Annotated in this window: 25 protein-coding genes; 10 read left to right on the forward strand and 15 right to left on the reverse strand. The window is 64.0% G+C overall.

The genetic code is table 11. From position 1 onward, the window contains the following. Positions 1 to 22: 22 nt before the first annotated feature. Positions 23 to 637, forward strand: a complete 615-nt coding sequence (locus ABWO90_RS04190) for a BspC domain-containing protein (protein ID WP_353189951.1) — start codon at positions 23 to 25, stop codon at positions 635 to 637. A 117-nt stretch (positions 638 to 754) separates the two neighbouring features. Here ABWO90_RS04190 and ABWO90_RS04195 read toward each other — a convergent pair whose 3' ends face one another. Both ABWO90_RS04195 and yaaA read right to left on the reverse strand, forming a co-directional pair. Beyond that, positions 755 to 1903, reverse strand: a complete 1149-nt coding sequence (locus ABWO90_RS04195) for a M14 family metallopeptidase (RefSeq protein WP_353189952.1) — start codon at positions 1901 to 1903, stop codon at positions 755 to 757. A gap of 67 nt (positions 1904 to 1970) precedes the next feature. Then, positions 1971 to 2750: a peroxide stress protein YaaA gene (yaaA, locus tag ABWO90_RS04200; RefSeq protein ID WP_353189953.1), complete on the reverse strand. Its 780-nt coding sequence runs from the start codon at positions 2748 to 2750 to the stop codon at positions 1971 to 1973. A 47-nt stretch (positions 2751 to 2797) separates the two neighbouring features. On the opposite strand from yaaA, the gene ABWO90_RS04205 reads away from it, so the two are divergent. After that, the gene (locus tag ABWO90_RS04205; RefSeq protein WP_353189954.1) at positions 2798 to 3304 is read left to right on the forward strand and encodes a putative toxin-antitoxin system toxin component, PIN family; all 507 of its coding nucleotides are present in this window, start codon (positions 2798 to 2800) and stop codon (positions 3302 to 3304) included. A 70-nt stretch (positions 3305 to 3374) separates the two neighbouring features. After that, positions 3375 to 4574: a pyridoxal phosphate-dependent aminotransferase gene (locus ABWO90_RS04210; protein WP_353189955.1), complete on the forward strand. Its 1200-nt coding sequence runs from the start codon at positions 3375 to 3377 to the stop codon at positions 4572 to 4574. A gap of 130 nt (positions 4575 to 4704) precedes the next feature. On the opposite strand, the gene ABWO90_RS04215 is transcribed toward ABWO90_RS04210, so the two are convergent. Further along, a complete protein-coding gene (locus ABWO90_RS04215; protein ID WP_353189956.1) occupies positions 4705 to 5361 on the reverse strand; it encodes a glutathione S-transferase family protein in 657 nt (218 codons plus the stop codon). 539 nt (positions 5362 to 5900) lie between these two features. Here ABWO90_RS04215 and ABWO90_RS04220 point away from each other — a divergent pair. From ABWO90_RS04220 to ABWO90_RS04250, 7 genes are all read left to right on the forward strand, one after another. Next, positions 5901 to 7439, forward strand: coding sequence for a 3-hydroxyacyl-CoA dehydrogenase (locus ABWO90_RS04220; RefSeq protein ID WP_353189957.1), 1539 nt, complete (start codon positions 5901 to 5903; stop codon positions 7437 to 7439). A gap of 16 nt (positions 7440 to 7455) precedes the next feature. Continuing rightward, positions 7456 to 8235 carry an oxepin-CoA hydrolase, alternative type gene (locus tag ABWO90_RS04225; RefSeq protein ID WP_353189958.1) on the forward strand — a complete coding sequence of 260 codons (780 nt, stop codon included), beginning with the start codon at positions 7456 to 7458 and terminating at the stop codon, positions 8233 to 8235. A 143-nt stretch (positions 8236 to 8378) separates the two neighbouring features. Further along, a complete protein-coding gene (locus ABWO90_RS04230) occupies positions 8379 to 9134 on the forward strand; it encodes a histidine phosphatase family protein (RefSeq protein WP_502922538.1) in 756 nt (251 codons plus the stop codon). 108 nt (positions 9135 to 9242) lie between these two features. Next, positions 9243 to 10340 carry a phosphotransferase gene (locus ABWO90_RS04235; RefSeq protein WP_353189959.1) on the forward strand — a complete coding sequence of 366 codons (1098 nt, stop codon included), beginning with the start codon at positions 9243 to 9245 and terminating at the stop codon, positions 10338 to 10340. Between the two features lie 77 nt (positions 10341 to 10417). Next, positions 10418 to 11659: an acyl-CoA dehydrogenase family protein gene (locus ABWO90_RS04240; protein ID WP_353189960.1), complete on the forward strand. Its 1242-nt coding sequence runs from the start codon at positions 10418 to 10420 to the stop codon at positions 11657 to 11659. A gap of 226 nt (positions 11660 to 11885) precedes the next feature. After that, positions 11886 to 12578, forward strand: coding sequence for a glutathione binding-like protein (locus ABWO90_RS04245; protein WP_353189961.1), 693 nt, complete (start codon positions 11886 to 11888; stop codon positions 12576 to 12578). 316 nt (positions 12579 to 12894) lie between these two features. Further along, positions 12895 to 13230 carry a YegP family protein gene (locus ABWO90_RS04250; RefSeq protein ID WP_353189962.1) on the forward strand — a complete coding sequence of 112 codons (336 nt, stop codon included), beginning with the start codon at positions 12895 to 12897 and terminating at the stop codon, positions 13228 to 13230. 55 nt (positions 13231 to 13285) lie between these two features. On the opposite strand, the gene ABWO90_RS04255 is transcribed toward ABWO90_RS04250, so the two are convergent. The 12 genes from ABWO90_RS04255 to nuoG all read right to left on the reverse strand — a co-directional run bounded on the left by ABWO90_RS04255 (position 13286) and on the right by nuoG (position 25370). Further along, the gene (locus ABWO90_RS04255; protein WP_353189963.1) at positions 13286 to 13741 is read right to left on the reverse strand and encodes a MaoC family dehydratase; all 456 of its coding nucleotides are present in this window, start codon (positions 13739 to 13741) and stop codon (positions 13286 to 13288) included. A gap of 33 nt (positions 13742 to 13774) precedes the next feature. Next, positions 13775 to 14248 (reverse strand): DUF1178 family protein, encoded by a 474-nt coding sequence (locus ABWO90_RS04260; protein ID WP_353189964.1) that lies wholly within the window; start codon positions 14246 to 14248, stop codon positions 13775 to 13777. A 39-nt stretch (positions 14249 to 14287) separates the two neighbouring features. After that, the gene (locus tag ABWO90_RS04265; RefSeq protein ID WP_353189965.1) at positions 14288 to 14881 is read right to left on the reverse strand and encodes an NUDIX domain-containing protein; all 594 of its coding nucleotides are present in this window, start codon (positions 14879 to 14881) and stop codon (positions 14288 to 14290) included. A gap of 95 nt (positions 14882 to 14976) precedes the next feature. Then, positions 14977 to 15294 (reverse strand): DUF2818 family protein, encoded by a 318-nt coding sequence (locus tag ABWO90_RS04270; protein WP_502922539.1) that lies wholly within the window; start codon positions 15292 to 15294, stop codon positions 14977 to 14979. Between the two features lie 87 nt (positions 15295 to 15381). Continuing rightward, positions 15382 to 16851, reverse strand: coding sequence for an NADH-quinone oxidoreductase subunit NuoN (gene nuoN, locus ABWO90_RS04275; RefSeq protein WP_353189966.1), 1470 nt, complete (start codon positions 16849 to 16851; stop codon positions 15382 to 15384). Between the two features lie 20 nt (positions 16852 to 16871). Continuing rightward, positions 16872 to 18353, reverse strand: coding sequence for an NADH-quinone oxidoreductase subunit M (locus ABWO90_RS04280; protein WP_353189967.1), 1482 nt, complete (start codon positions 18351 to 18353; stop codon positions 16872 to 16874). A gap of 18 nt (positions 18354 to 18371) precedes the next feature. Beyond that, positions 18372 to 20423: an NADH-quinone oxidoreductase subunit L gene (gene nuoL, locus ABWO90_RS04285; RefSeq protein ID WP_353189968.1), complete on the reverse strand. Its 2052-nt coding sequence runs from the start codon at positions 20421 to 20423 to the stop codon at positions 18372 to 18374. Positions 20424 to 20440: 17 nt separating this feature from the next. Beyond that, entirely contained in the window at positions 20441 to 20752 is a 312-nt protein-coding gene (nuoK, locus tag ABWO90_RS04290; RefSeq protein WP_023596640.1) for an NADH-quinone oxidoreductase subunit NuoK, read from the reverse strand. Between the two features lie 9 nt (positions 20753 to 20761). Beyond that, entirely contained in the window at positions 20762 to 21397 is a 636-nt protein-coding gene (locus ABWO90_RS04295) for an NADH-quinone oxidoreductase subunit J (RefSeq protein WP_353189969.1), read from the reverse strand. Between the two features lie 80 nt (positions 21398 to 21477). After that, on the reverse strand, positions 21478 to 21969 hold the full coding sequence (nuoI, locus tag ABWO90_RS04300; protein WP_353189970.1) for an NADH-quinone oxidoreductase subunit NuoI: 492 nt from the start codon (positions 21967 to 21969) through the stop codon (positions 21478 to 21480). 23 nt (positions 21970 to 21992) lie between these two features. Beyond that, entirely contained in the window at positions 21993 to 23057 is a 1065-nt protein-coding gene (nuoH, locus tag ABWO90_RS04305) for an NADH-quinone oxidoreductase subunit NuoH (RefSeq protein WP_353189971.1), read from the reverse strand. Beyond that, positions 23058 to 25370 carry an NADH-quinone oxidoreductase subunit NuoG gene (gene nuoG / locus ABWO90_RS04310; RefSeq protein WP_353189972.1) on the reverse strand — a complete coding sequence of 771 codons (2313 nt, stop codon included), beginning with the start codon at positions 25368 to 25370 and terminating at the stop codon, positions 23058 to 23060. It abuts the gene before it with no gap. Position 25371 lies beyond the last annotated feature (1 nt).

The raw sequence follows: 25371 nt of genomic DNA on the forward strand, positions 1-25371 counted from the left end.
TCAACGCGCCGTCGGCGTCGTCATGCGAGCCGTGCGCCAGGTCGCCGCGACCGCATCGATCGCCGTCGCCGCGCCGCTTTGCCTGTCGGCCTTCACGGCCCCTGCACAGGCCTTCACGCTTGAGCAGCATCGTGCGCTGGTCGAGCAGTTCATCAACACGCGCCACGCCGATCCGCTGGTCGCCGATTGTGCTGCGCATGCGAGTTTCGTGGTGGCAACACTGCCCGGCTACGAGAGCGTCGAGTACGGCGAGAACGCCCTCGATGCCGAGCACGCCAAGGTCGCGCCGTGGTCGGGGCCGTTCGACGATCGCAAGCAGCGCGTCGACGTCACGCAGATGGTCGAGCTCGATGGTGTCGGCAAACGCACCAGCGGCCAGACGGACAATATCCACATTCGTTGTGGCTATGCCGAGGGCCGCATGATGGGCTTCGACTACACGTCGCCGCTGCCCCAGGTCGAACAACCGGTGAAGCGCTCTGCACGCGGCAATACGCGCGGCAAGGCGTCGCACGCCACCGGGAAGTCGACCAAGCGCAGCACGGCGAAATCGTCGGGTACGTCGGGATCTTCGGGTGCCAAGTCGACGGCGAAGTCGGGCACCACCAAGAAGAGCACGGCCAAGAAGAAGAACTGATCGCCCGCCTGCGTCACGCAAGCAAGCGAAGGGACAAGCACGACGCATTGCGCGTCGTGCCTTGTATCGTCCGTTGCCAGACCGCTGTCAGGCGGCGTGGCAACGTCACGCCAGCGCTCAGGCCTGATCGGCCTGCATTTGCGACCAGATGGCCGCAAGCATCGACGCGCCCAGCGCCGCGCTGCGTGCCCCGTTCCAGCCGACAAGCGTGTCCGGGCGATTGGCGTTGTCCTTGAACGGCATCTCCAGCGTGAGCGCCAGGCAGCCAAAGCGATGGGCGATCCACTTCGACGCCAGCTTGAGCGACTCCGGGCCGTGCTTGCCCGGCGGATAGCCGAACTTGTCCTGGAAGTCGAGACTCGCCGCCTTCAGACGCTCACCGAACGCCTTCTCGCGTGCCAGCAGCGCGTCCGTCGCCCATTCCACGCCTTCGTTGCCCGCGAGGAAGACGTAAGGCAGCGCTTCGTCGCCGTGAATGTCGAAGAACATGTCGCAGCCGATCGTCTCGATGGCTTCCCGAACGAGATACACCTCGGGACTGCGCAACGGATCGGGTTCGAGCCACTCGCGGTTGAGGTTCGCGCCCGCAGCATTGGTTCGCAGGTTGCCACGCGCCGAGCCGTCCGGATTCATGTTCGGCACGATGTGAAGCACCGCTTCGTCGAGCACGGCCCTGGCCAGCGGATCGCCGGCCCAGTCGCCCGCGCCCAGCAAGCGGCGCAGCAGCCCCTCCACGAACCACTCGGCCATCGTCTCACCGGGGTGCTGACGCGCAATCACCCAGAGATTTCGCTTGCCGGCACGCGGCTCGCCCACGGTGAGCAGCGTCATGTCGCGACCGTCGACGGTGCGCCCCAGCGAGCGCGTACGCACGAGCGGCGAGTTCTGCGCCGTGCCGACCAGCGCCAGATGGCGTTCGTCCGAATACGGCTCGAAGTAGGCGAAATAGACGCTGTCGTGCGCGGGGGTAAACGCCACGGTCATGACCGTGCCGTCATACGAGGTCGGCACGCGAAACCAGTTCACGCGATCGTAAGACGCCACCGCCCGGTAGTTCTCCCAGCCGCGCGGGTACGACGTCTGCCCGGCGTTATCGAACACGATCCGACACGGCGTGTCGGCCACGCCCTGCACGCGGAAGTGGAACCATTGCGCGAATTCGGCGGCGCCGTCCTGCGCGATACGCACGTGAATGTCGTCGGCCCGCTCGGCGCTCACCACCTGGATGGCGCCGCTATCGAACGTGCTGCTGATGTGAACGGTCATGACTTGTCTCGCTGGCGGAAATGAAAAAGCCCCGGGACATTGCCCCGGGGCCGGTCGTTGGCTGGCGTCAGGCCACGCGGCGGCGGAAGACCCAGAGGGAATCGTTCGACACACTGTCGTCGAACGCATAGCCCTCGCTGTCGAACGCCTTGAGTTGCTGTACGTCGGTCACGCCGCGCTCGATCGCATAGCGTGCCATGAGGCCGCGCGCGCGCTTGGCGTAGAAACTGATGATCTTGTACTTGCCGCTCTTCCAGTCTTCGAACACCGGCGTAATCACGGGAGCTTCGACCAGGCGACGCTTGATGACCTTGAAATACTCTTCCGAGGCCAGATTCACCAGCACGCGGCGCGTTTGCGTGTGCTCGGCGAGCGACGCGTTGATCGTCTGCGTCACCCGCTCGCCCCAGAACGCGTAGAGGTCACGCCCGCGCTTGTTGGCAAAGCGCGTGCCCATCTCCAGACGGTACGGTTGCAGCAGATCGAGCGGACGCAGCACGCCGTAAAGACCCGACAGGATACGCAGGTGCTTCTGCGCGAAGTCGAGCTGCCTGGCATCGAGCGTGCGGGCGGCGAGGCCTTCGTAGACATCGCCGTTGAAGGCGAGCACGGCCTGCTTGGCGTTGGTGGTGTCGAAACGCGGCGTCCAGTCGGCGTAGCGGTTGGCGTTGAGCGCGGCGAGTTGATCCGAAATGCTCATGAGCGAGCCGACCTGTGCCGGGCTCAGTTCGCGCAGGCCTTCGATCAGTTCGGCCGCGTCGTCGACGAACTGTGGCACGGTGTGCGTGCTCACGTGCGGCGGCGTTTCGTAGTCGAGCGATTTGGCCGGCGAGAGAACAATTATCATATGGGGTGCAGCGTTCCTGCGAAAACGAGAAACCGTCATTCTATCCAATGCTTCAAAACGCTGTTGCCACGCCCGCCGAACGGGCCTTCGCCGAGCATCTCGACTCCCTCGCCACGCCGCCGCGCGTGGTGCTCGACACCAACGTCTGGATCGACCTGCTGGTCTTCGACGACCCGGTCGCCCGCCCCGTGCGCGATGCCCTCGTGGCGCGCCGCCTCACCGCGCTCATGGCCCCGCGCTGCCGGGACGAACTGGCCGTCGTGCTCACCTATCCGCAATTCGCAGCGCGCGAGATCGACAATGCGCAAGCGCTCGCCTGGGTCGACACGCACACGCACCGCATTGTCCTGCCGGAAGATGCGGCGCCGCCTGCCCAGTTGCCGCTGTGCCGCGACCGCGACGATCAGAAATTCCTCGAAGCGGCGCGCGACGGGCATGCCCACTGGCTCGTCAGCAAAGACAAGGCCGTACTGAAGCTGCGCAGCCGCGTGGCGCGCCAATTCGGCTTCCGCATCGTGACGGCGAGTGCCTTCACATCATTGCTCGTGATCTGAGGCGCTGCCGCAGGCTTGGCACAGCGGCGGTAGAATGGCGGACTGCTCACTGCTTCGTCCCATTGCACAAATGACCGCGCCCCTTCACGCATCGACTTCGGCTTCGCCCTCGCCAGCCTTGGTTTCGCCGCCGCTCACGTCGCGTCTGCCGAACGTCGGCACCACCATCTTCACCGTGATGTCGGCGCTCGCCGCCGAAAAGCAGGCCGTGAACCTCGGCCAGGGCTTCCCCGACTTCTCGTGCGATCCGAAGATCGTCGACGCCGTCTCGCGCGCCATGCGCGAAGACCACAACCAGTACCCGCCGATGGCCGGCGTGCCCGCGCTGCGTCAGGCGATTGCGGACAAGATCGGCAAGCTGTACGGCCAGCAGTACGACTGGAACACGGAAATCACCGTGACGGCCGGGGCCACGCAAGCGCTGCTCACGGCGATTCTCGCGACCGTCCACCCCGGCGACGAGGTGATTGTTTTCGAGCCGACCTACGACAGTTACGTCCCGTCGATCGAACTGGCCGGTGGCAAGCCGGTGTTCATCACGCTCGAAGCGCCCGAGTTCCGCATCCCCTTCGACAAGCTCGCCGCCGCCATCACGCCGCGCACGCGCCTGATCCTGTTCAACACGCCGCACAATCCGAGCGGCACCGTGTGGCATGAACGCGATCTCGCGACGCTCTCCGAGATCGTGGCCGGCACCGATATCCTGCTGATCTCGGACGAGGTCTACGAGCACATGGTGTACGACGGCAAGCGCCACGAGAGCGTGGCGCGGCATCCGGAACTCGCACGACGCAGCTTCATCGTGTCGAGCTTCGGCAAGACGTATCACGTGACGGGCTGGAAGGTCGGTTTCGTCGCGGCGCCGGCAGCCCTCTCGGCCGAATTCCGCAAGGTGCACCAGTTCAATGTGTTCACCGTGAATACGCCGATGCAGGTGGGTCTGGCGGACTACATGCGCGACCCGGCGCCCTATCTGGAACTCTCCGGTTTCTATCAGAAGAAGCGCGACCTGTTCCGTGAAGGGCTCGCCGGCACGCGTTTCAAACTGCTGCCGTGCGAAGGCACGTACTTCCAGTGCGTGGATTACAGCGCGATCAGCGACATGAGCGAGGCCGACTTCGCGTTGTGGCTCACCGGCGAGATCGGTGTGGCGGCCATTCCGGTGTCGGCGTTCTATCACGAACCGCACGAATCGGGCGTGGTGCGCTTCTGTTTCGCCAAACAGGACGCCACGCTTCGCGAAGCCCTCGCACGTCTCGCGAAGATCTGAGCGACGAGGGTTGCCAAAGGACACCGTCCGGCAACCGTTCACGCAGCAAAAAGGGCCGCATTGCGGCCCTTTTTGTTAGCGGCGAACCCGTGCAGCCAGCACCGGTTCCTGACGCCCCCAGGCGCCCCCCTTACTTCGCTGCCTTGTCCTTCTGGGCCTGCTGATACGCCTTTTGCTCGGCGCGCATGCGCTGGAACGATTCGCGCTCGGCCAGCAGCTTGCCGTAGGCCTTCCAGTCGATGCCCGCGCTTTGCAGGAAGTCTTCGCCGTAGACCGCTTGCGTGGCCATGCCGAGAATCGGCAGATGGATACCTGCGGCCACGTCGACCATCGTGAACGTCTCGCCCGCCACGTAAGGCGCAAACTTCGCCAGACGCTTGAACGCCGTGATATTCCGGCGCAGCAACGTTTCCGTGCGGGTGCGCGTACCTTCCGACACCGTGCCACCGAAGAATGCCTGCTTGTACACCTCTCGCACCACCAGCTCGAGATGCAACTCGATCATCGTGAGCAGTTCGCGCTCCTTGGCCTGGCGCCACGGGTCGCTAGAGAACAGCGCGGGCGACGGGTGCGTCACTTCGAGGTAGTCGCAGATGACCTGCGATTCGGCCAGAAAACCGTTTTCCGTCTCCAGATACGGCACCTTGCCGAGCGGCGAGCACTGCAACACCGGCTCGTCCTGACTCGGGATGGACTCCGTCTCTTCGAAGGGCACGCCCTTCTCGTACAGCACAACCTTGACCTTGTTGTAATAGTTGCTGATGGGAAAACCGTGCAGCTTCAACATGATGTCTCCGATGCGTCATCGGCGGCATGGTGGCGCGCCACGACAGGTGTCTGGCGATCCGGTGCCACGGCCGGTGCGCAATGTTCATGATGCGTCTCTGGTGTGCTGCCGCCTGCGCGGCGGCCGCTCGTTGGCGGCCAGTGACATCGCAATGAGAACGGCCACTGGCAGCACCCCGCAGTGTACCGGCAACCCGCGGCCATTCGTGAATCGCCCGTATGGCCACGCGTCTCGAAATCCGGGGGCGGCGCGGCCCCGCTGCCCGGTGGACGCTCCCGGACACTGACCGCGCAGCGGAACAAGCGCTGGCAGCCGAGGCGAGATCGGCGACAATAGCGACAGCGTGGCATGGGCACCGGTTTGCATCGTTCTGTCTTTCGGCAGGAAATTCATTTCCCGACCGACCGGTCGGACGATAGAATGGCGAGTCGCGTCCGCCCGACGCACGACGCACCCAGGCCCCGCGGCCTTGGCGCGCCGACAAACCGGTAAAACGACTTCGATCGACGACAATCGACACCCACTTCGAGACACTCCGAATGACTGCATCCTCCTCCCCCGGCAAGACCATCGACGTTCTGGGCATTGTCGGCGCCGGCGCCATGGGCCGTGGCATCGCGCAGATCGCCGCGCAGGCCGGCCTGCGTGTGAAGCTCTACGACACCAACGCGAAGGCCGTACAGGCCGCGCTGGACGCCTTGCGTGACACGCTCGACAAGCTCGCGGCCAAGGGCAAGATCGAGGCCGCGAGCGTCGACGCCACGATGGGTCGTTTGCAGGCATGCGGCGCGCTCGAAGATCTTGCCGACTGCCAGCTCGTGGTGGAAGCCATCATCGAGAAGCTCGAGATCAAGCGCGACCTGTTCCGTTCGCTCGAAGCTATCGTGGCACCCGACGCCATCCTCGCGTCGAACACCTCGTCGCTGTCGATTACGGCGATTGCCGCAGCGTGCGAGCGTCCGGAGCGCGTGGCCGGATACCACTTCTTCAATCCGGTGCCGCTCATGAAGGTGGTCGAGGTCATCGACGGCCTGCGCACCGCGCCCGAGGTCGGCGACGCCCTGCTCGCGCTCGGCCAGCGCATGGGCCACACGGCTGTGCGCTGCAAGGACATGCCGGGTTTCATCGTCAATCACGCCGGTCGCGGCATGAATACCGAAGGCCTGCGTGTGGCCAGCGAAGGCATCGCGAGCTTCGCCGACATCGATCGCACCCTGCGCGAACAGGCAGGCTTCCGTCTGGGCACGTTCGAATTGCTCGACCTGACCGCGCTCGACGTGTCGCACCCGGTGATGGAGTCGATCTACCACCAGTTCTACGAGGAAGCCCGCTTCCGTCCGTCGCCGATCACCGCCGTGCGTTTTGCAGGCGGTCTGCTCGGACGCAAGGTCGGCGAAGGCTTCTACCGTTACGTCGATGGCAAACAGCAGGTGCCGCCCGAGGCCCCGGCGCCCGACACGCTGCCCGCCAGCGTGTGGGTCAGCCGTGCGGACACGCGCGGCTTCGCCGCCGTGGCCGAACTGCTGGGCGCGACGGGCGTGAGCATCGAAAGCGGCGACAAGCCGTCCGAGACTGCGCTGATCGTCGTCACGCCGCTCGGCCTCGACGCCACGTCCTGCGCTGTCGAGCAAGGACTGGACGCCACGCGCACCGTCGCCGTCGACACCCTGCTACCGCTCGCGGGCGCCAAGCGTCATACGTTGATGACCACGCCGGTCACCACCGCCGAGGCACGCAGCGCCGCCCACGCGCTGTTCGCGCATGGCGGCACGCCGGTGACGGTGATCCGCGACTCGGCGGGCTTCGTGGCCCAGCGCGTGATCGCCACCATCGTCAACATCGGTGCGGATATCGCACAGCAACGCATTGCCACGCCCGGCGACATCGACCGCGCCGTCACGCTCGGCCTGGGCTACGCCAAGGGACCGCTCGCCCTGGGCGACGCCGTCGGCGCGCGCCAGTTGCTCACCGTGCTGCGCAATCTGCAATCGTTCTACGGCGACCCGCGCTATCGTCCGTCGCCGTGGCTTACGCGCCGTGCCCAGCTCGGCGTCTCGCTGCTCACCGAAGAACAGTGACCCGGAGACTCGACTCATGGCTGCCGAACTGCTTGCCGAACGCATCGACCAGACACTGGTCCTGACGCTGTCCAACCCCGGTGCGCGCAATGCGCTGCATCCGGACATGTACGCCGCCGGTGTCGAGGCCCTCGCCACCGCCGAGCGCGACGCGTCGATCCGCGCCGTGGTCATCACCGGTGCCGACAACTTCTTCTGCGCGGGCGGCAACCTCAACCGCCTGCTGGAAAACCGCCAGAAGGACCCGTCGGTGCAAGCCGCGAGCATCGACGCGCTCGCCGAATGGATCGAGGCCCTGCGCGCCTGCCCGAAGCCGATCATCGCGGCGGTCGAAGGCGCGGCGGCCGGTGCGGGCTTCTCGCTCGCCCTCGCCTGCGACCTGATGGTGGCCGCCGAGAACGCCAAGTTCGTGATGGCGTACGTGAAGGTCGGCCTCACGCCCGACGGCGGCGGCTCGTGGTTCCTGTCGCAAGCATTGCCCCGCCCGCTCGCCACCGAAATCCTCATCGAAGGCAAGCCGGTCGCGGCGTCGCGTCTGGCCGCAGCGGGTCTCGTCAATCGCGTGGTCGCGCCGGGTCAGGCACGTGCCGAGGCGTTGAACTGGGCCACCGATCTCGCGCAGCTCTCGCCGAATGCCGTCGGCCGTATCAAGTCGCTCATCGAGAGCGGCGCGAGCGAAACGCTCACCTCGCAACTGGGCGCCGAGCGCGACAACTTCGTCGCGTCGCTGCACCATGCCGACGGTCTGGAAGGCATCAGCGCCTTCCTCGAAAAACGTCCGGCAAAATACGCCTGATCGTGTGACGTGAAGCGGCGCATGCGAACCTCTGGCATGCGCCGCCAGTCAACACCTTGCCGCCTGTCCCGGAGGGTGTGCCCGGTGTGCCCGGCGCATCGCTCGCGACGTGATTGCGGATCATCGTTCAGGAGAGTCACCGCATGAGCTCACTCGGCCATCTCGGCCCCGCCGCAGGTCCCTTGACGTTCAACCCACCGCAGCGCCGTCGCATCTATCTGATGCGACACGGCGACGTCACCTATTTCGACGACAGCGGCAAGCCCATCGACGCCGACACCGTCCCGCTGAACCCGCTTGGTCGCTCGCAGGCCAGCGCCGCCGGACGTGCATTCGCTGCCGAGAACATCCGCTTCGATCGCGTGATCGTGAGCGGCCTGCCACGCACGCGCGAGACTGCCGAACGCGTGCTCGCCGAGACAGGCCAGCAGGTCGAGATCGAGACGTGGACGTGCTGGCAGGAAATCCGTGCAGGTCGCATCTCCGATTTGCCACCCGCCGAACTGGCGCAGGCGTTCCTCAGCGCGTTCGATGGCCTCGTGCCGGAAGACACGCGCTTCATGAACGGCGAATCGGTGCGCGAGTTGCTCGATCGCGTGGTGCCGCCGCTCGCAGAACTGCGTGACGACAAATCGTGGGACACCGTGCTGCTGGTCTTGCATGGTGGGGTGAATCGCGCGATTCTCTCGCATGCCATGCATCCGCTCGGACGCCTCTTCCTCGGCCAGCTCGCGCAGACGCCCGCGTGCATCAACGCCCTCGACGTGGGCGAAAAGCCGGAGGACTGGGTCGTGCGCCTGATGAACTTCGCGCCGCCGCAGCCGCTGCATCGCGACAACCGGCTCACCGTCATGGAGAAGATCTTCGCGTCGTTCCTGAGCACGCGAAAGCGCGGCTGATCCGGCGAGCCGGACCGTCGTCGACACCGTCAGGACCACGGAAGTCATCGTTGCAGGCGCTGTAGAAACCGCCTCGATCAACGCAGCACCGGAAATGCAGGAGACAGCATGGCCGAGCAGCTTTCGCAGGACTTTTCCGCATTCGCAGGCGAGCGCGCGCTCAACGGGCGCGCGCCCTTTGATACCGCAGCGCTCGAGCGCTGGCTCGCAGCCAACGTCGCCGGCTTTGCCGGGCCGCTTGCCATTACGCAATTCAACGGCGGCCAATCCAATCCGACCTACCGTCTGACGACACCGGGCGCCGCCTACGTGTTGCGCACCAAGCCCGCCCCGGCGGCGAAGCTGCTGCCGTCGGCCCATGCGATCGAGCGCGAGTATCGCGTGATGGACGCGCTCGCGAACACCGACGTCCCCGTCGCCCGCATGCGCGGGTTGTGCGAAGACGAAGGCGTGATCGGACTGGCGTTCTACGTCATGGACTTCGTGCAGGGACGCGTGCTGTGGGACCCGGCCCTGCCCGGCATGTCCCCTGACGAGCGCAGCGCGATCTACGACGAGATGAATCGCGTCATCGCCGCCTTGCACCGAGTGGACTACCGCGCCATCGGCCTTGAATCGTATGGCAAGCCCGGCGATTACATCGCGCGTCAGATCGCGCGCTGGAGCAAGCAATATCGCGCCTCGGAAACCGAGAGCATCGACGCCATGAACCGGCTTATCGAATGGCTGCCGGCCCATCTGCCGACCGACGCGCCGGAGCGCACGACCATCGTGCACGGCGACTTCCGCCTCGACAATCTGATCTTTCATCCGAGCGAGCCGCGCGTGCTCGCCGTGCTCGATTGGGAATTGTCGACGCTGGGCGATCCACTCGCCGACTTCAGCTATCACTGCATGGCGTGGCATGTGAGCCCCGGCGTGTTTCGCGGCATCGCCGGTCTCGACTGGCAAGCGCTCGGCATTCCCGACGAATCCGATTATGTCGCCCGCTACAGCGAGCGCACCGGTACGGCGCGCCCCGCGCAGTGGGACTTTTATCTCGCATACAACATGTTCCGTATCGCAGCGATTCTGCAAGGCATCATGAAGCGTGTGAGCGACGGCACCGCCGCCAGCCAGCAAGCGCTCGATGCGGGCAAGCGTGCGCGTCCGATGGCGGAGCTGGCATGGCATTACGCGCAGCGCAGCGAATCCCCGGGGGCATAGCGCGATGCCGCGTGCCCGCGTCGAATGAGAAAGCCCCAACGATCCAACCCCGCAGTCGGCCACTGACCGGAGACGTCATGGATTTCAGCTACAGCCCCAAAGTCGACGCGCTGCGTGCGCGCCTGTCCGCCTTCTTCGACGAACACATCTTCCCGAACGAGCAGCGCTATCTCGAAGAGATCGAGATCGCCCGCCGTCAGGGCGACGCGTGGCAGCCGTCGCAGGTCATCGAACGCCTCAAGCCGCTCGCGCAGAAGGCGGGACTGTGGAACCTGTTCCTGCCCGACTCGGGCCGCGGTGCGGGCCTCACCAACGTAGAGTACGCGCCGCTGTGCGAGATCATGGGGCAAGTGCCGTGGGCGCCGGAAGTCTTCAACTGCAACGCGCCCGACACCGGCAACATGGAAACGCTCGAGCGCTACGCGACCGATGACCAGAAGGCGCAATGGCTCGAGCCGCTGTTGCGCGGGGAAATCCGCTCGGCATTCCTGATGACGGAGCCCGACGTCGCCTCGTCGGACGCCACCAACGTGCAATGCCGCATTCACCGCGATGGCGACGAGTACGTCATCAATGGCCGCAAATGGTGGTCGACAGGCGCCGGCGATCCGCGTTGCGCGCTCTACATCGTGATGGGCAAGACCGATCCAGATGCACCCAAGCATACGCAGCAATCGATGATTCTCGTGCCGTCCGACGCGAAGGGCATTTCGCGCGCGCGCCCGCTCACCGTGTTCGGCTACGACGACGCCCCGCACGGTCACATGGAGATCGTGCTCGACGACGTCCGCGTGCCTGCGAGCAGCATGCTGCTCGGCGAGGGGCGAGGTTTCGAGATCGCACAGGGGCGGCTCGGGCCGGGACGCATTCACCACTGCATGCGCCTCATCGGACTCGCCGAGCGCGCGCTGTCGCTCATGTGCCAGCGCACGCTCTCGCGCGTGGCGTTCGGCAAGCCGATCGCGGCGCAGGGCGTCACGCGCGAGCGCATTGCCGAAGCGCGCTGCCAGATCGAGCAGGCACGCCTGCTGACGCTCAAGGCCGCGTACATGATGGACACGGTCGGCAACAAGGCCGCGCGTGCCGAGATCGCCATGATCAAGGTCGTGGCGCCGAACATGGCGTGTCAGGTCATCGATTGGGCCATGCAGGCCCATGGGGCGGCGGGCCTGTCCGGCGACTTCCCGCTGGCGTACGCCTATGCAAGTGCGCGCACGCTGCGCTTCGCCGACGGCCCTGACGAGGTGCATCGGAACGCCATCGCCAAGCTGGAACTGGCCCGGTATCTGCATGCCGATGGCGAGGGTGGCGTGACCTGACCGGGTGGCCTGAGCCGGTTGCCCGACCCTGTCTCCGGCAGGGGAAAACGTTCTGTGGTGTAATTTCCGGGCAGTTTTCCCCCGGGGGCGCCGTCATGAGCGCCCCCGCCCTGTTTCGTCATACGTGTCGCCGCCGTGCCGCGCGCCTGCCCCGATCGTCGTGGCGCCGGACGGGGGACAGACAGGCGTCGATCCCCGCGACCGGCGCCCCAACGAGGAGCCGCAATTGATTCAGGTCTATTCCTGGGCCACGCCCAACGGCCACAAAGTCCACATCATGCTCGAGGAGTGCGGGTTGCCCTACCATGCACACGCCGTCGATATCGGCGCGGGCGACCAGTTCAAGGACGCATTTCTCGCCATCTCTCCGAATAACAAGATCCCGGCCATCGTCGACGAGGAAGGCCCCGACGGCAAGCCGATCTCGTTGTTCGAGTCGGGCGCGATCCTGCTGTACCTCGCGGGCAAGACCGGCCGCTTCCTGCCCGAAGACGTGCGCGGCAAGTACGAAACGCTCGAATGGCTGATGTTCCAGATGGGCGGCGTGGGCCCGATGCTCGGTCAGGCGCACCACTTCCGGATCTACGCGCCCGAAAAGATCGACTACGCCATCAAGCGCTACACCAACGAAGCGCGTCGTCTGTATGGCGTGCTGGACAAGCGTCTGGGCGACCATCCCTATGTGGCGGGCGACATGTACACCATCGCCGACATTGCGATCTGGCCGTGGCTGCGCTCGTGGAAGAATCAGGGCGTGGAACTCTCGGACTTCCCGAACGTGCAGAAGTGGTTCGAGGCGATCGAGTCGCGCCCGGCCGTGCAGCGCGGCATCAAGGTGCTCGCCGACGCCCGCAAGCCGTTGCAGGACGACAAGGCGCGCGAAATGCTGTTCGGGGCGACGCAGTACGCCCGCCGCTGAAATGGCGCACCGACGAACGCCGCGCGGCGTTCGTCCCAAGTGGGTCGACATGCCGTCGGGCCCACATTGCACCGCCGCCCAGCCCCGTCCTGCCGAAGGCGACGCGGTACGGCGGTGAGGTGCGCCAAGTAGTTTACACTTCGAAACAAAGTGCGGTTTCGCCCGGACGCTGGCGGTGCTAATCTAAGCACGGTCCGTGAAGTACGTACACTCTCCGGACATGCCGTTTCCAGGTTTCTCCGGCGCGGCACCCTGCCGCCCCATGCCGTTCGCAGTTCCTCGCCGCTGGCTTTTGGAAGATCCGGGAGATCCACATATGTCAGGCAAGTTCGAACTCAAGCGCAGCCCCAACGGTGAATTCCACTTTCACCTGCTGGCCGACAGCGGGCACATCATTCTCTCGTCCGAGACCTACAAGGCGCGTGCCTCTGCGCAGAACGGCATCGAGTCCGTGCGCAAGAATTCCGGCGAGGATCACCGGTTCGAGCGCAAGACGTCGACATCCGGCCGACCGTACTTCGTCCTGAAGGCGCGCAACGGCGAGATCATCGGGCAAAGCCAGATGTTCTCGACCGCCGAACAGATGGAAGACGGCATTTCACAGGTCAAGCGCGATGCGCCTGCCGCTTCGGTGAGTGATTTGTCGCACTGAAGGTGCGGCAGATGGGCGGGGCAGACGCCGCGGTCTGCCGCCGTGACGCGGGGCCTCAGTGGCCCCGCTTCAGATAGAGTCCCGTTCCCCGGAACCGGCACACTTCTTCCCCGTGCTGGTTCGTAGCGGTCCAGAGCTGGCGCACGATGCCCCGATCGGGACGGCTCTTCGACGGGCGCACTTCCAGCGTGCTGCTCGTGACCGAGATCGTGTCGCCGGGACGCACCGGCTTGAGCCACTCGATCTGCTCCACCCCGGGGGAGCCCATGCTCGACGAGCGTGAGAGCAGCTTGTCGACGTTCAGACGCATCATGATCCCGCAGGTGTGCCAGCCGCTGGCCACCAGTCCGCCGAAGTGCGACTGGCGTCCGGCCGCTTCGTCCACATGAAACGGCTGTGGGTCGAACTGCCGTGCGAAATGCACGATTTCCTCGGCGGTGAACGTGTATTCCCCCAGATCGAAGGTATCGCCCACCGAGAAGTCTTCGAAGTAATACTCAAGCGTGGCCATTCCAACCTCCCGTCTCAACGAGTGTTCGCGTGTCTACTGGAGCGTTTCCTTGGCGCTGTCGGGCAACGGCAACGCCATGATCTCGATGCCCTCTTCGGCGAGTGCCTCCGCCTCTTCACGCGACGTAGTCCCGCGAATGTTGCGCTCCGGCGCTTCCTGATAGTGGATCTTGCGCGCCTCTTCCGCAAAGTGCTTGCCGACGTCTTCCGTATTCGCCATCACGTGGCGGACGGCTTTCATCCAGAGCGTCTGCAGCTCGCGCCGTGCTTCGGCCGCTGCCGGGGGCATCGCTGGCTCGGAACGTTCGGCGCTCGGCAGGGCCTTCGTCACGGACGTCGCCCCTGACAGATTCAGTCGCGGGGCCGAAGGCATGCGCACGATTTCCGTGTCGCCGCAGACCGGGCAAGTGACAAGCCCCCGCGCCTGTTGCGAGAGGTAGTCGTCCTCCGAGCCGAACCAGCCCTCGAAGGTGTGCGCATGGGCACAACGCAGATCAAAAACCTTCATGTCGCGATGGAAATGTCGTGTTGCCGGAGGCCTTGTGAATCAACGCAGCGGCGAACGTTCGTTCGGCTGCCAGACGCCAGATAATATCTTTTCCAGCCAGAACGCGCCGATGACCGTTTTCACGTCAGTGATACGCCCGTCGCGCACCCATTGCAGCAGTTCCGTCGCGGGCATCTTGAAAACGTCGAGAAACTCGCCGTCATCGAGGTTCTGCTCGCCGTGCGACAGGTCGCGCGCCAGCCAGATATCGATGAACTCGGTCGAGTACGAAATCACGGGGTGGATCCGCGTCAGATAGTCCCAGCGACCGGCGCGGTAGCCGGTCTCTTCGAGCAACTCGCGTTGACCGCAGGCCAGACCGCCCTCGGCGTCGTCGAGCTTGCCCGCCGGCAGTTCCGTCATCACCCGCTCGAGCGGATAGCGGTACTGACGCTCCATGAGCACCTGGCCGTCCTCGAACAACGGGATCACCATCACGGCACCCGGGTGCGTCGTGTATTCGCGCGTGGCCGTCTTGCCGTCGGGCAGACGCACGGTGTCGCGCTTGATCGTCAGAAACGAGCCCTCGTAGACCGTATTGGTCGCGAGTTGCGTCTCGATCAGATGCTTGTCGTCGGGTTGACGTTGGGTCATGTGCCCTCCACGGATGAAATTGGACGTTGCCAAAACAAAACGCCGCCCCAAGGGGCGGCGAAGTGCGACGAATTGCGGCGAAGTGCGGGCAATCATCAGGCGACAGCTGCCGGTCGATGACGCCACAAATACCGGTAGACGAAGCCCGGAAACGCGAGCACGACGAACAGGCTCGCGGTGACCGCGTAGAACTCCCAGCCCTGCGCGAACACGTTGCCGATGCCCGCCTCGATCAGATAGCCGAGCGCACCCACGATGAAGTACGCCGCCACCATCTCGATCAGACGCAGCCACAACGGCTTGACCGCGCGCTTGAGCGCGATCAGCCCGAACAGGCGCTGGTTCACGAACGGGAGGTTCGCACCCAGCAAGGCCAGCAGAATCACAAGCGTACCACCTGCCGACATGCCCATCGTTGTTGCCTCCGTCCGTTCGTTCTCTGGCGAGGCGGCGGGCGGTCGACCCGCCCTCTTCTGCCTCGCGTTCCCTGTTGACCCGACTTAGCTGGCCAGCGTCAGCTTGATGGTGCGCAGGCACCAGTCCATCAGCGGGCCGGGCATCAGGCCCAGATACAGCAGCACCAGACCGTTGAGCGACAGCACGAAGCGCATCGTGCCGCTGCCCTGCAGCGCGTTGGTGTCTTCCGGCTTGTCGAAATACATCAGCTTGACGACACGCAGGTAGTAAAACGCACCGATCAGCGAGGCCATGACGGCCACGACAGCCAGCCAGACCATACCGGCGTTCACCACGGCTTGGAGCACGGCCAGCTTCGCATAGAAGCCTGCCAGCGGCGGAATGCCGGCCAGCGAGAACATCAGCATCAGCATGACGAAAGCGAACCACGGGCTGCGCTGGTTCAGACCCTTCAGATCCGAGAGGTTCTCGGCTTCAAAGCCCTGACGCGAGAGCAGCAGCACGATACCGAAGGTACCGAGCGTGGTCAGCAGGTAGATCACGCTGTAGAACAGCGACGAACCGTAAGCATCGGCAATACCGTCGATCTTGCCGCCCACCACGCCCGAGAGCATGCCCAGCAGCACGAAGCCCATGTGCGAGATCGTCGAGTAAGCCAGCAGACGCTTGACGTTGGTCTGCACGATGGCGGTCAGGTTACCGATCACCAGCGAGAGCACCGACAGAATGATCAGCATCTGTTGCCAGTCGATGGCCAGCGGCAGCATGCCTTCGACCAGCAAGCGCAGCAGCAGCGCGAAGGCACCCAGCTTCGGTGCGCCGCCGATGAGCAGCGTGACCGGCGTCGGGGCGCCCTGATACACGTCAGGCACCCACATGTGGAACGGTGCAGCGCCGAGCTTGAACGCCAGGCCGGCCACGATGAACACCACGCCGAACACCAGCACGATCTTGTTCACGGCGCCCGAAGCGATCACTTCGAAGACCTTGGCCAGTTCGAGCGAACCCGTCGCGCCGTACATCATCGACATGCCGTACAGCAGGAAGCCCGAAGCCAGCGCGCCCAGCACGTAGTACTTCATGGCCGACTCGGTCGCATTCGTCGAATCGCGCCACACGGCAGCCAGGGCATACAGCGACAGCGACATCAGTTCCAGACCCAGGTACAGGGTCAGGAAGTTGTTGCCCGAGATCATCACCGACAGGCCCAGCAGCGAGAACAGGCTGAGGACATAGAAGTCGCCGCGAGCGAGACCGCGCGCTTCCAGATACTTCTGACCGTAGATGAACGTGACGAACGTTGCCAGACCACCGAAGGCCTTGAGCAGGTTCGACATCGGGTCGGCGATGAACGCATTGCCGAACATGTAGTGCGATGCCGGGTCGCCGGCGTTGCACGCCCACAGCACCGTGACAACCGCGCTGGTGATGAGCGCCAGCACGTAGTTCAGCTTGCGCGTCTGGCCGAGGAACGCGTCGCACATCATGATCACGAGGATCATGAGCAGCAGGATGGCCTCTGGCAACGCAGGCAGCAGATTAATGTTTTGCATGATCTAGATATCCTCCCCGATTACGGCAGCTTGGTCTGCGCCACGTGGGCGAGGAGGTTAACCACTGAGGTGTGCATCAGGTCGGTAAAGGGCTTCGGATAGATACCCATGAACAGCGTGAGCGCAGCCAGCACGGCCAGCATGAAGAACTCGCGCTTGTTGATATCGACCAGCTCGCGCACGTGATCGTTGGCGATCGCGCCGAAAATCACGCGCTTGTACATCCACAGCGAGTACGCAGCACCGGTGATCAGCGAGGTTGCAGCCAGCAGGCCCACCCAGAAGTTCAGCTTCACGGCGCCCAGGATCACCAGGAATTCACCCACGAAGCCCGACGTTGCCGGCAGACCGCTGTTGGCCATCGCGAACAGCATGAGGAAGGCGGCGAACTTCGGCATCGTGTTCACGACACCGCCGTAGTCGGCGATGTTGCGCGAGTGCATGCGGTCATACAGCACACCGATACACAGGAACATGGCGCCCGAGACGAAACCGTGCGAGATCATCTGGACCATCGCGCCTTGCATGCCGATTTCGCTGAACATGAAGAAGCCGAGGATCGCGAAGCCCATGTGAGCGATCGACGAGTACGCCACCAGTTTCTTCATGTCCGTCTGCACCAGGGCCACGAGGCCGATGTAGACGATGGCAATCAGCGCGAGCGCGACCATGAAGCCCGACAGGTAGTGGCTGGCGTCCGGTGCGATCGGCAGCGAGAAGCGCAGGAAACCGTAGGCACCGAGCTTCAGCATGATGGCAGCCAGCACCACCGAGCCGCCCGTCGGGGCTTCCACGTGGGCGTCCGGCAACCAGGTATGCACCGGCCACATCGGCACCTTCACCGCGAACGCCATGAAGAAGGCCACGAACAGCAGTATCTGCGTGTTCATCGGCAGCTTCGCAGCGTACCAGTCGGTCAGCGTGAACGAACCCGTCACGTTGTACAGATAGATCAGCGCGACAAGCATCAGCAGCGAGCCGAGCAGCGTGTACAGGAAGAACTTGAACGCTGCGTACACACGGTTCGGGCCGCCCCACACACCGATGATCAGGTACATCGGGATCAGCGTGGCTTCGAAGAACACGTAGAACAGCAGGCCGTCCTGCGCCGAGAACACACCGATCATCAGACCCGAGAGGATCAGGAACGCGGCCATGTACTGCGCGACACGTTCCGTGATCACTTCCCAGCCGGCGATCACCACGATCACCGTGATGAGTGCGGTCAGCACGACGAGCCACAGCGAGATGCCGTCGATGCCGAGGAAGTAGTTGATGTGGAAGCGCTCGATCCAGCTCGATTTCTCGACGAACTGGAACGCGGCCGTATTGGCGTCGAAGTTCGAGATCAGCGGCAGCGTGACCAGGAAGCTCACCAGCGAACCGATGAGCGACAGCACACGTGCGCCCCCCGGGTTGCGGTCGTTACCCACCGCGAGGACAAGAATCCCCGAAACGATGGGCAGCCAGATGGCCAGACTAAGAAGCGGTAGCGATTGCATTGTTATTGGCTCCCCCTATTACTTGCCGTTCAACGTCACAAACAGCGTCAGGAGCCCGAGCATGCCGATGATCATGGCGAACGCGTAGTGGTAGATGTAACCGGATTGAACGAAGCGGATGACACCGGCGAACCAGCCCACCAGACGCGCGCTGCCATTGACCACGGCGCCGTCGATGAGACCCTGATCGCCCGCCTTCCACAGGCCGCGACCAATCTTGAGCGCGCCCTTGGCGAAGACCACTTCGTTGATCTTGTCCATGTAGTACTTGTTATCGAGCAGGTTGTAGATGCCCGAGAACCGGTTCTTCAGCGCTTCCGGAATGTCCGGACGCTTCAGGTAGAAGAACGCTGCGAGGATGATGCCCAGTGCCGACAGTCCGATCGGCAGCGTGCCGAACGAGTGCAGCGCCATGGCCATCCAGCCGTGGAACTCGTGGCCGAGTTCTTCCATCGCCGGGTGATTCTCGCCGATGAAGATCACGTTTTCGAACACCACACCGTGCTTGAAGAAGTCGCCGAAGAGCATCGGTGCGATCGCGATGGCGCCGATGATGACCGACGGGATCGCCAGCAGAATCAGCGGAATCGTGACGACGGCCGGCGACTCGTGCGGCTTCTGGCCCGGGGCCAGACCGTGGTGGTGGTCGTGCGTCTCCTCTTCTTCCTCGTGGTGCGCATCATGGTCGTGGTGCGCATGCGCCTGACCGAAACGCTCCTTGCCGTGGAAGACCAGGAAGTACATACGGAACGAGTAGAACGCCGTGACGAACACGCTGGCGACCACGGCGAAGTAAGCGAAGCCCGAGCCCGGCAGATGCGAGGCGGCCACCGCTTCGATGATCGAGTCCTTCGAGTAGAAGCCCGAGAAGAACGGCGTACCGATCAGCGCGAGCGAGCCCAGCAGCGACGTGAACCAGGTGATCGGCATGTACTTCCACAGGCCGCCCATATTGCGCATGTCCTGATCGTGGTGCATGCCGATAATGACCGAGCCGGCACCGAGGAACAGCAGCGCCTTGAAGAACGCGTGCGTCATCAGGTGGAAGATGGCGACCGGGTAGGCCGACACGCCGAGCGCGACCGTCATGTAACCGAGCTGCGACAGCGTCGAGTAGGCCACGACACGCTTGATGTCGTTCTGGATCATGCCCAGGAAGCCCATGAACAACGCCGTGATCGCGCCGATGATCGTGATGAACGACAGTGCGGTGTCCGACAGTTCGAACAGCGGCGACATGCGGCTCACCATGAAGATACCGGCGGTCACCATCGTGGCCGCGTGGATCAGTGCCGAGATCGGGGTCGGGCCTTCCATCGAGTCCGGCAGCCAGACGTGCAGCGGGAACTGCGCCGACTTGCCCATCGCGCCGATGAACAGGCAGATACAGGCCACGGTGATCAGGCGCCAGTCGGTGCCCGGGAACGACAAGGCGGCAACATCGTTGGCCTTGGCGAACACTTCGCCGTAGTTCAGCGTGCCGGTGAAGGCCAGCAGCAGGCCGATACCGAGCAGGAAGCCGAAGTCACCGACACGGTTGACCAGGAACGCCTTCATGTTGGCGTAGATCGCGGTCGGACGCGTGTACCAGAAACCGATCAGCAGGTACGAGACCAGACCCACCGCTTCCCAGCCGAAGAACAGTTGCAGGAAGTTGTTGCTCATCACGAGCATCAACATCGAGAACGTGAACAGCGAGATGTACGAGAAGAAGCGTTGGTAGCCCGGGTCTTCCGACATGTAGCCGATGGTGTAGATGTGCACCATCAGCGAGACGGAGGTCACCACGCACATCATGGTGACGGTGAGCGTGTCGACGAGGAAGCCGATCTCGAGCTTGAGATCGCCGATGCGGGCCCATTCGTAGACCGTGGCGTTGAAGCTCGCCCCGTTCATGACGTCGATGAACGTCATGACCGACAGGACAAATGCGACCAGCACGCCGAGGATCGTGACCGTGTGGGCGCCCGCGCGTCCGACTTGCTTGCCGAACAGGCCGGCGATCATGGAGCCGACGAGCGGCGCCAGCGGAATCGCGAGCAGCAGGTTGGGATTCAATGTGGATGCCATAACAGCGTTCGCTTTTGTTAACCCTTGAGGCGGTCGAGATCTTCGACGTTGACCGTTTCGAGCTTACGGAACAGCGTGACCAGAATGGCCAGACCGATCGCGGCTTCCGCGGCGGCCACCGTAAGAATGAAGAACACGAATACCTGGCCGGCAATGTCGCCCAGGTAGTGCGAGAACGCGACGAAGTTCAGATTGACCGCGAGCAACATCAGCTCGATGGCCATCAGCAGCACAATCACATTTCTGCGGTTGAGGAAAATACCGGTAATGCTGATCGCGAACAGAATCGCGCCCAACACCAGGTAATGCGCTAGCGACAACGACATCATGCTGTCTCCTTATTCCGCCGCCGGCGTGTCGGCGCCGGTGGACTGCTGCCGGGCTTCGGCGGGCATCGACACCAGACGCACGCGGTCGCGCGCCTTCACGCGTACCTGCTGGCTCGGGTCGGTCTGTTTGTGGTCCTTACGGGTACGCATCGTGAGCGCAACGGCTGCCACGACGGCCACCAGCAGGATCAGACCTGCCACTTCGAAGGCAAAGATATAGTCGGTGTAGAGCGCGATACCGAGCGCCTTGGTGTTCGGCACGTCCGGGGCCGACACGGCCTTCACCGGCGCACGCGTGGCACCGTAGCCGCGCATGAGCACCAGCGCCGCTTCGACGATCATGATCGCGCCGACGGCACTCGCCAGCGGAATGAACTTGCCGAAACCGCGTCGCAGTTCGTCGAGGTTGATGTCGATCATCATGACCACGAACAGGAACAGCACCATCACCGCGCCGACGTACACGAGCACCAGCATGATCGCGAGGAACTCGGCCTCGAGCAGCATCCAGATCGCCGCGGCGTTGAAGAAGGCCAGCACCAGGAAGAGTGCCGACTGTACGGGGTTGCGCGAGGTCACGACCTTCAGGCCGGAGATCACGAGGATCAGCGCAAACACGTAGAAAAGAAAGGTTGTGAATTCCATAATCACCGGGTGTCGCGAAAATTAGCCAACGTCAATTTGCCGTACCGGGCGCGTCATCGGAATGCCGCGCCCTGCCCTGCTTAACGGTACGGCGCATCGGCCGCCTTGGCCGCCGCGATTTCGTTCTCGTAACGATCGCCCACCGCGAGCAACATATCCTTGGTGAAGTACAGATCGCCGCGCTTCTCGCCGTGATACTCGAGAATGTGCGTCTCGACGATCGAGTCCACCGGGCAGCTTTCTTCGCAGAAGCCGCAGAAAATGCATTTCGTCAGATCGATGTCATAACGCGTGGTACGACGGGTGCCGTCGTCGCGCACATCCGATTCGATCGTGATGGCCATTGCCGGGCACACCGCTTCGCACAGCTTGCAGGCGATGCAGCGTTCTTCACCGTTCGGATAGCGACGCAGCGCGTGCAGACCGCGAAAACGCGGCGACATCGGCGTCTTCTCTTCCGGGAACTGCACCGTCACCTTGCGTGCGAACGTGTAGCGCCCCGTGAGCGCCATGCCCTTGAGCAGTTCCAACAACAGGAAACTGCCGAAAAAGTCCTTCATTGCCCTTACCATGGGATTCCTCTACTCCGTTCGCCTCAGCCCCAGATGTTCCAGGGAGATATGATCCAGACACCCACCACAATCACCCAAACGATCGTGATCGGCAGGAACACCTTCCAGCCCAGACGCATGATCTGGTCGTAGCGGTAGCGCGGGAACGTCGCACGCACCCAGATGAACACCGACAGCAGCAGGAACACCTTGAACGCCAGCCAGAACACGCCCGGGATGAACGACAGGAAGCCAAACGGCGCACTCCAGCCACCCAGGAACAACACCGAAGCCAGCGCCGAGATGATGATCATGTTGATGTACTCGGCCAGGAAGAAGAGCGCGAAGCCCATGCCCGAGTATTCGATCATGTGACCGGCCACGATTTCCGATTCGCCTTCCACCACGTCGAACGGGTGGCGGTTCGTTTCCGCAATGCCCGACACGAAGTAGATGACGAACATCGGCAGCAGCGGCAGCCAGTTCCACGACAGCAGGTTCACGCCCATGCTGGCGAACATGCCGGTCTCTTGCGAGCGCACGATGTCCGACAGGTTGAGCGAGCCGGCCGTCATCAGCACCGTGACCAGCGCGAAGCCCATGGCGATTTCATACGAAATCATCTGGGCCGACGCGCGCATGGCGCCAAGGAATGCGTACTTCGAGTTCGATGCCCAACCGGCGAGAATCACGCCGTACACACCGATCGACGAAATGGCGATGGCGTACAGCAGACCGGCATTCACGTCGGCCAGCACGGCACCCGGCTGGAACGGGATCACCGCCCAGATCGCGAAGGCCGGCAGCACCGCCATGATCGGCGCAATGGCGTAAATGCCCTTGCTGACCTGCGTCGGCGTAATGACTTCCTTCAGGAGCAGCTTCAGCACGTCGGCGATCGGCTGGAGCAAACCACCCGGGCCCACGCGGTTCGGACCGAGACGCACGTGCATCCAGCCGATGAGCTTGCGCTCCCACAGAATCAGGTACGCCACGCACAGCAGCAGGATCACGGCCACGACGAGGATGCGGACCAGCGCCCACACCGTCGGCCAGGCCACGCCCAGCAGTTGCGTGCCGTATTGATTGATGACTTCGTTCAGGCTCATTTACGCCTTCTCCACCGAAATTTCACCGAACATCGCGCCAAGCGCGGCAGACGCCGGCGTGGCTGCCGGTACGCGCACCACATTGGCAGGCAACGTTTCCGAGCGAGCGGCCGGCAGCGTAACCACGGCGTCGCCCTGACGCACGCGCACGGCATCGCCGGCGGCGAGGCCCAGGCTGTCGAACAGTGCGGCCGGCAGCGTGACACGCAGTGCCGCCTTGGCATCGTTGGTCAGTTGCAGCGACGGCGCACGACGCACCAGCGCGTCGGCCGAGTAGATCGGCACATCGGCCAGACGCTCCAGGCCCTGACCCGCAGCCTTCGGTGCGGCCAGCGCAGCCTTGGCGCGATTGTCGAGCGACGCTGCCGAGAACCCGGCCAGCGCTTCGTCGCGCACCTGCTCGGCGGTGTCCTGCTCGAAGCCTTGCAGCTTGAGCAGGTTGCCCAGCACGCGCAGCACCTTCCAGCCCGGACGCGTTTCGCCCAGCGCGCGCACCACACCGTTGAAGTGTTGCGGCAGGCCTTCGGCGTTGACGAACGTACCGGCCGTTTCCGTGAACGGTGCGATCGGCAGCAGCACGTCGGCGTACTCGAGGCCGTGCTTGAACGGCGAGAGCGAGACAACCATCTTCGCGGCGTTCAACGCCGTGAGTGCTTGCTTCGCGTCGGCCGAGTCGAACTCCGGCTCGGCGTTGAGCAGCAGGTAAGCCTGACGCGGTTGTGCGAACAGTGCCGCAGCGCCCTTCGCGTTCGTGGCCTTCACCGCGTAGCCGCCCACCGTGTTGGCGCCTTCGGTCAGGAAGCCCAGCGAAGCGCCGGTAATGTCAGCGATCACTTGCGCGATGGCATGCAGTTGCGCGAATTGCGGATGCTGCACGACGGCGTTACCCAGCAGGATCGCGCGACGCTCGCCCGCCACCAGCGAGGCGGCAATGGCCTTGGCTGCGTCGCTTGCGCTCACGCCTGCCAGTTCGGCCGGTGCGGCCACGCCCTTGGCAGCGGCAGCCGCGACAGCGATACCGGCCAGTTCGCTCACCCACGCGCTCGGCGCGGCGATGATCTTGTTGGCGAGCTTCACGAGCAGGTCGTCATCCGAGCCGTGCAGCACGTTCAGCTGACCGCCGGCCTTGACGGCCGAGCGCAGACGCGACGCGAACAGCGGATGATCCTTGCGCAGGAACGAGCCCACGACGAGCGCGCTTTGCAGCTTGTCGAGTTCGGCGATCGGCAGGCCGAGCCACGGCGTGCCTTGCGAGCCGCCCGACACGTCCGTCTGGCGCAGACGGAAGTCGACGTTGTCGCTGCCCAGGGCGCGCACGAACTTCTGCAGCAGGTGCAGTTCTTCGAGGGTCGCGTGCGGCGAGGCGAGTGCGGCAACGGCGTCAGCGCCGTGATCGCGGATGATGTCCGTCAGACCATGACCAACGTACTCGAGGGCCGTCTGCCAGTCGACTTCGTGCCACTCGCCGCCTTGCTTGAGCATCGGCTTGGTGAGACGGTCGTCGCTGTTCAGACCTTCGTACGAGAAGCGATCCTTGTCCGAGATCCAGCATTCGTTGACCGCTTCGTTCTCGAGCGGCACAACGCGCATGACCTTGTTGTTCTTCACTTGCACCACGAGGTTCGCGCCCACGCCATCGTGAGGGCTCACCGACTTGCGGCGCGACAGTTCCCACGTACGGGCGCTGTAACGGAACGGCTTCGACGTCAGTGCGCCGACCGGGCACAGGTCGATCATGTTGCCCGACAGCTCGGAGTCGACCGTCTTACCGACGAACGACGTGATTTCCGAGTGCTCGCCGCGACCCAGCATGCCGAACTCCATGACGCCGGCCACTTCCTGGCCGAAACGCACGCAGCGGGTGCAGTGAATGCAGCGCGACATCTCTTCCATCGAGATGAGCGGGCCCACGTTCTTGTGGAACACCACGCGCTTCTCTTCCTGATAGCGCGATGCCGACTTGCCGTAACCGACGGCCAAGTCCTGCAGTTGGCACTCACCGCCCTGATCGCAGATCGGGCAGTCGAGCGGGTGGTTGATCAGCAGGAACTCCATCACCGACTGCTGTGCCTTCACAGCCTTCTCGGAGTTCGTACGCACGATCATGCCGTTGGCCACCGGCGTGGCGCAGGCCGGCACGGCCTTCGGGGCCTTCTCGACCTCGACCAGGCACATGCGGCAGTTGGCCGCGATGGACAGCTTCTTGTGGTAACAGAAGTGGGGAATGTAGGTGCCGTTCTTCTTGGCAGCCTGGATCACCATGCTGCCTTCGGGCACCTCGACCTTTTGGCCGTCAATTTCGATTTCAACCATA

It is taken from the genome of Pandoraea pnomenusa (assembly GCF_040391475.1).
Lineage (GTDB): Bacteria > Pseudomonadota > Gammaproteobacteria > Burkholderiales > Burkholderiaceae > Pandoraea > Pandoraea pnomenusa_C.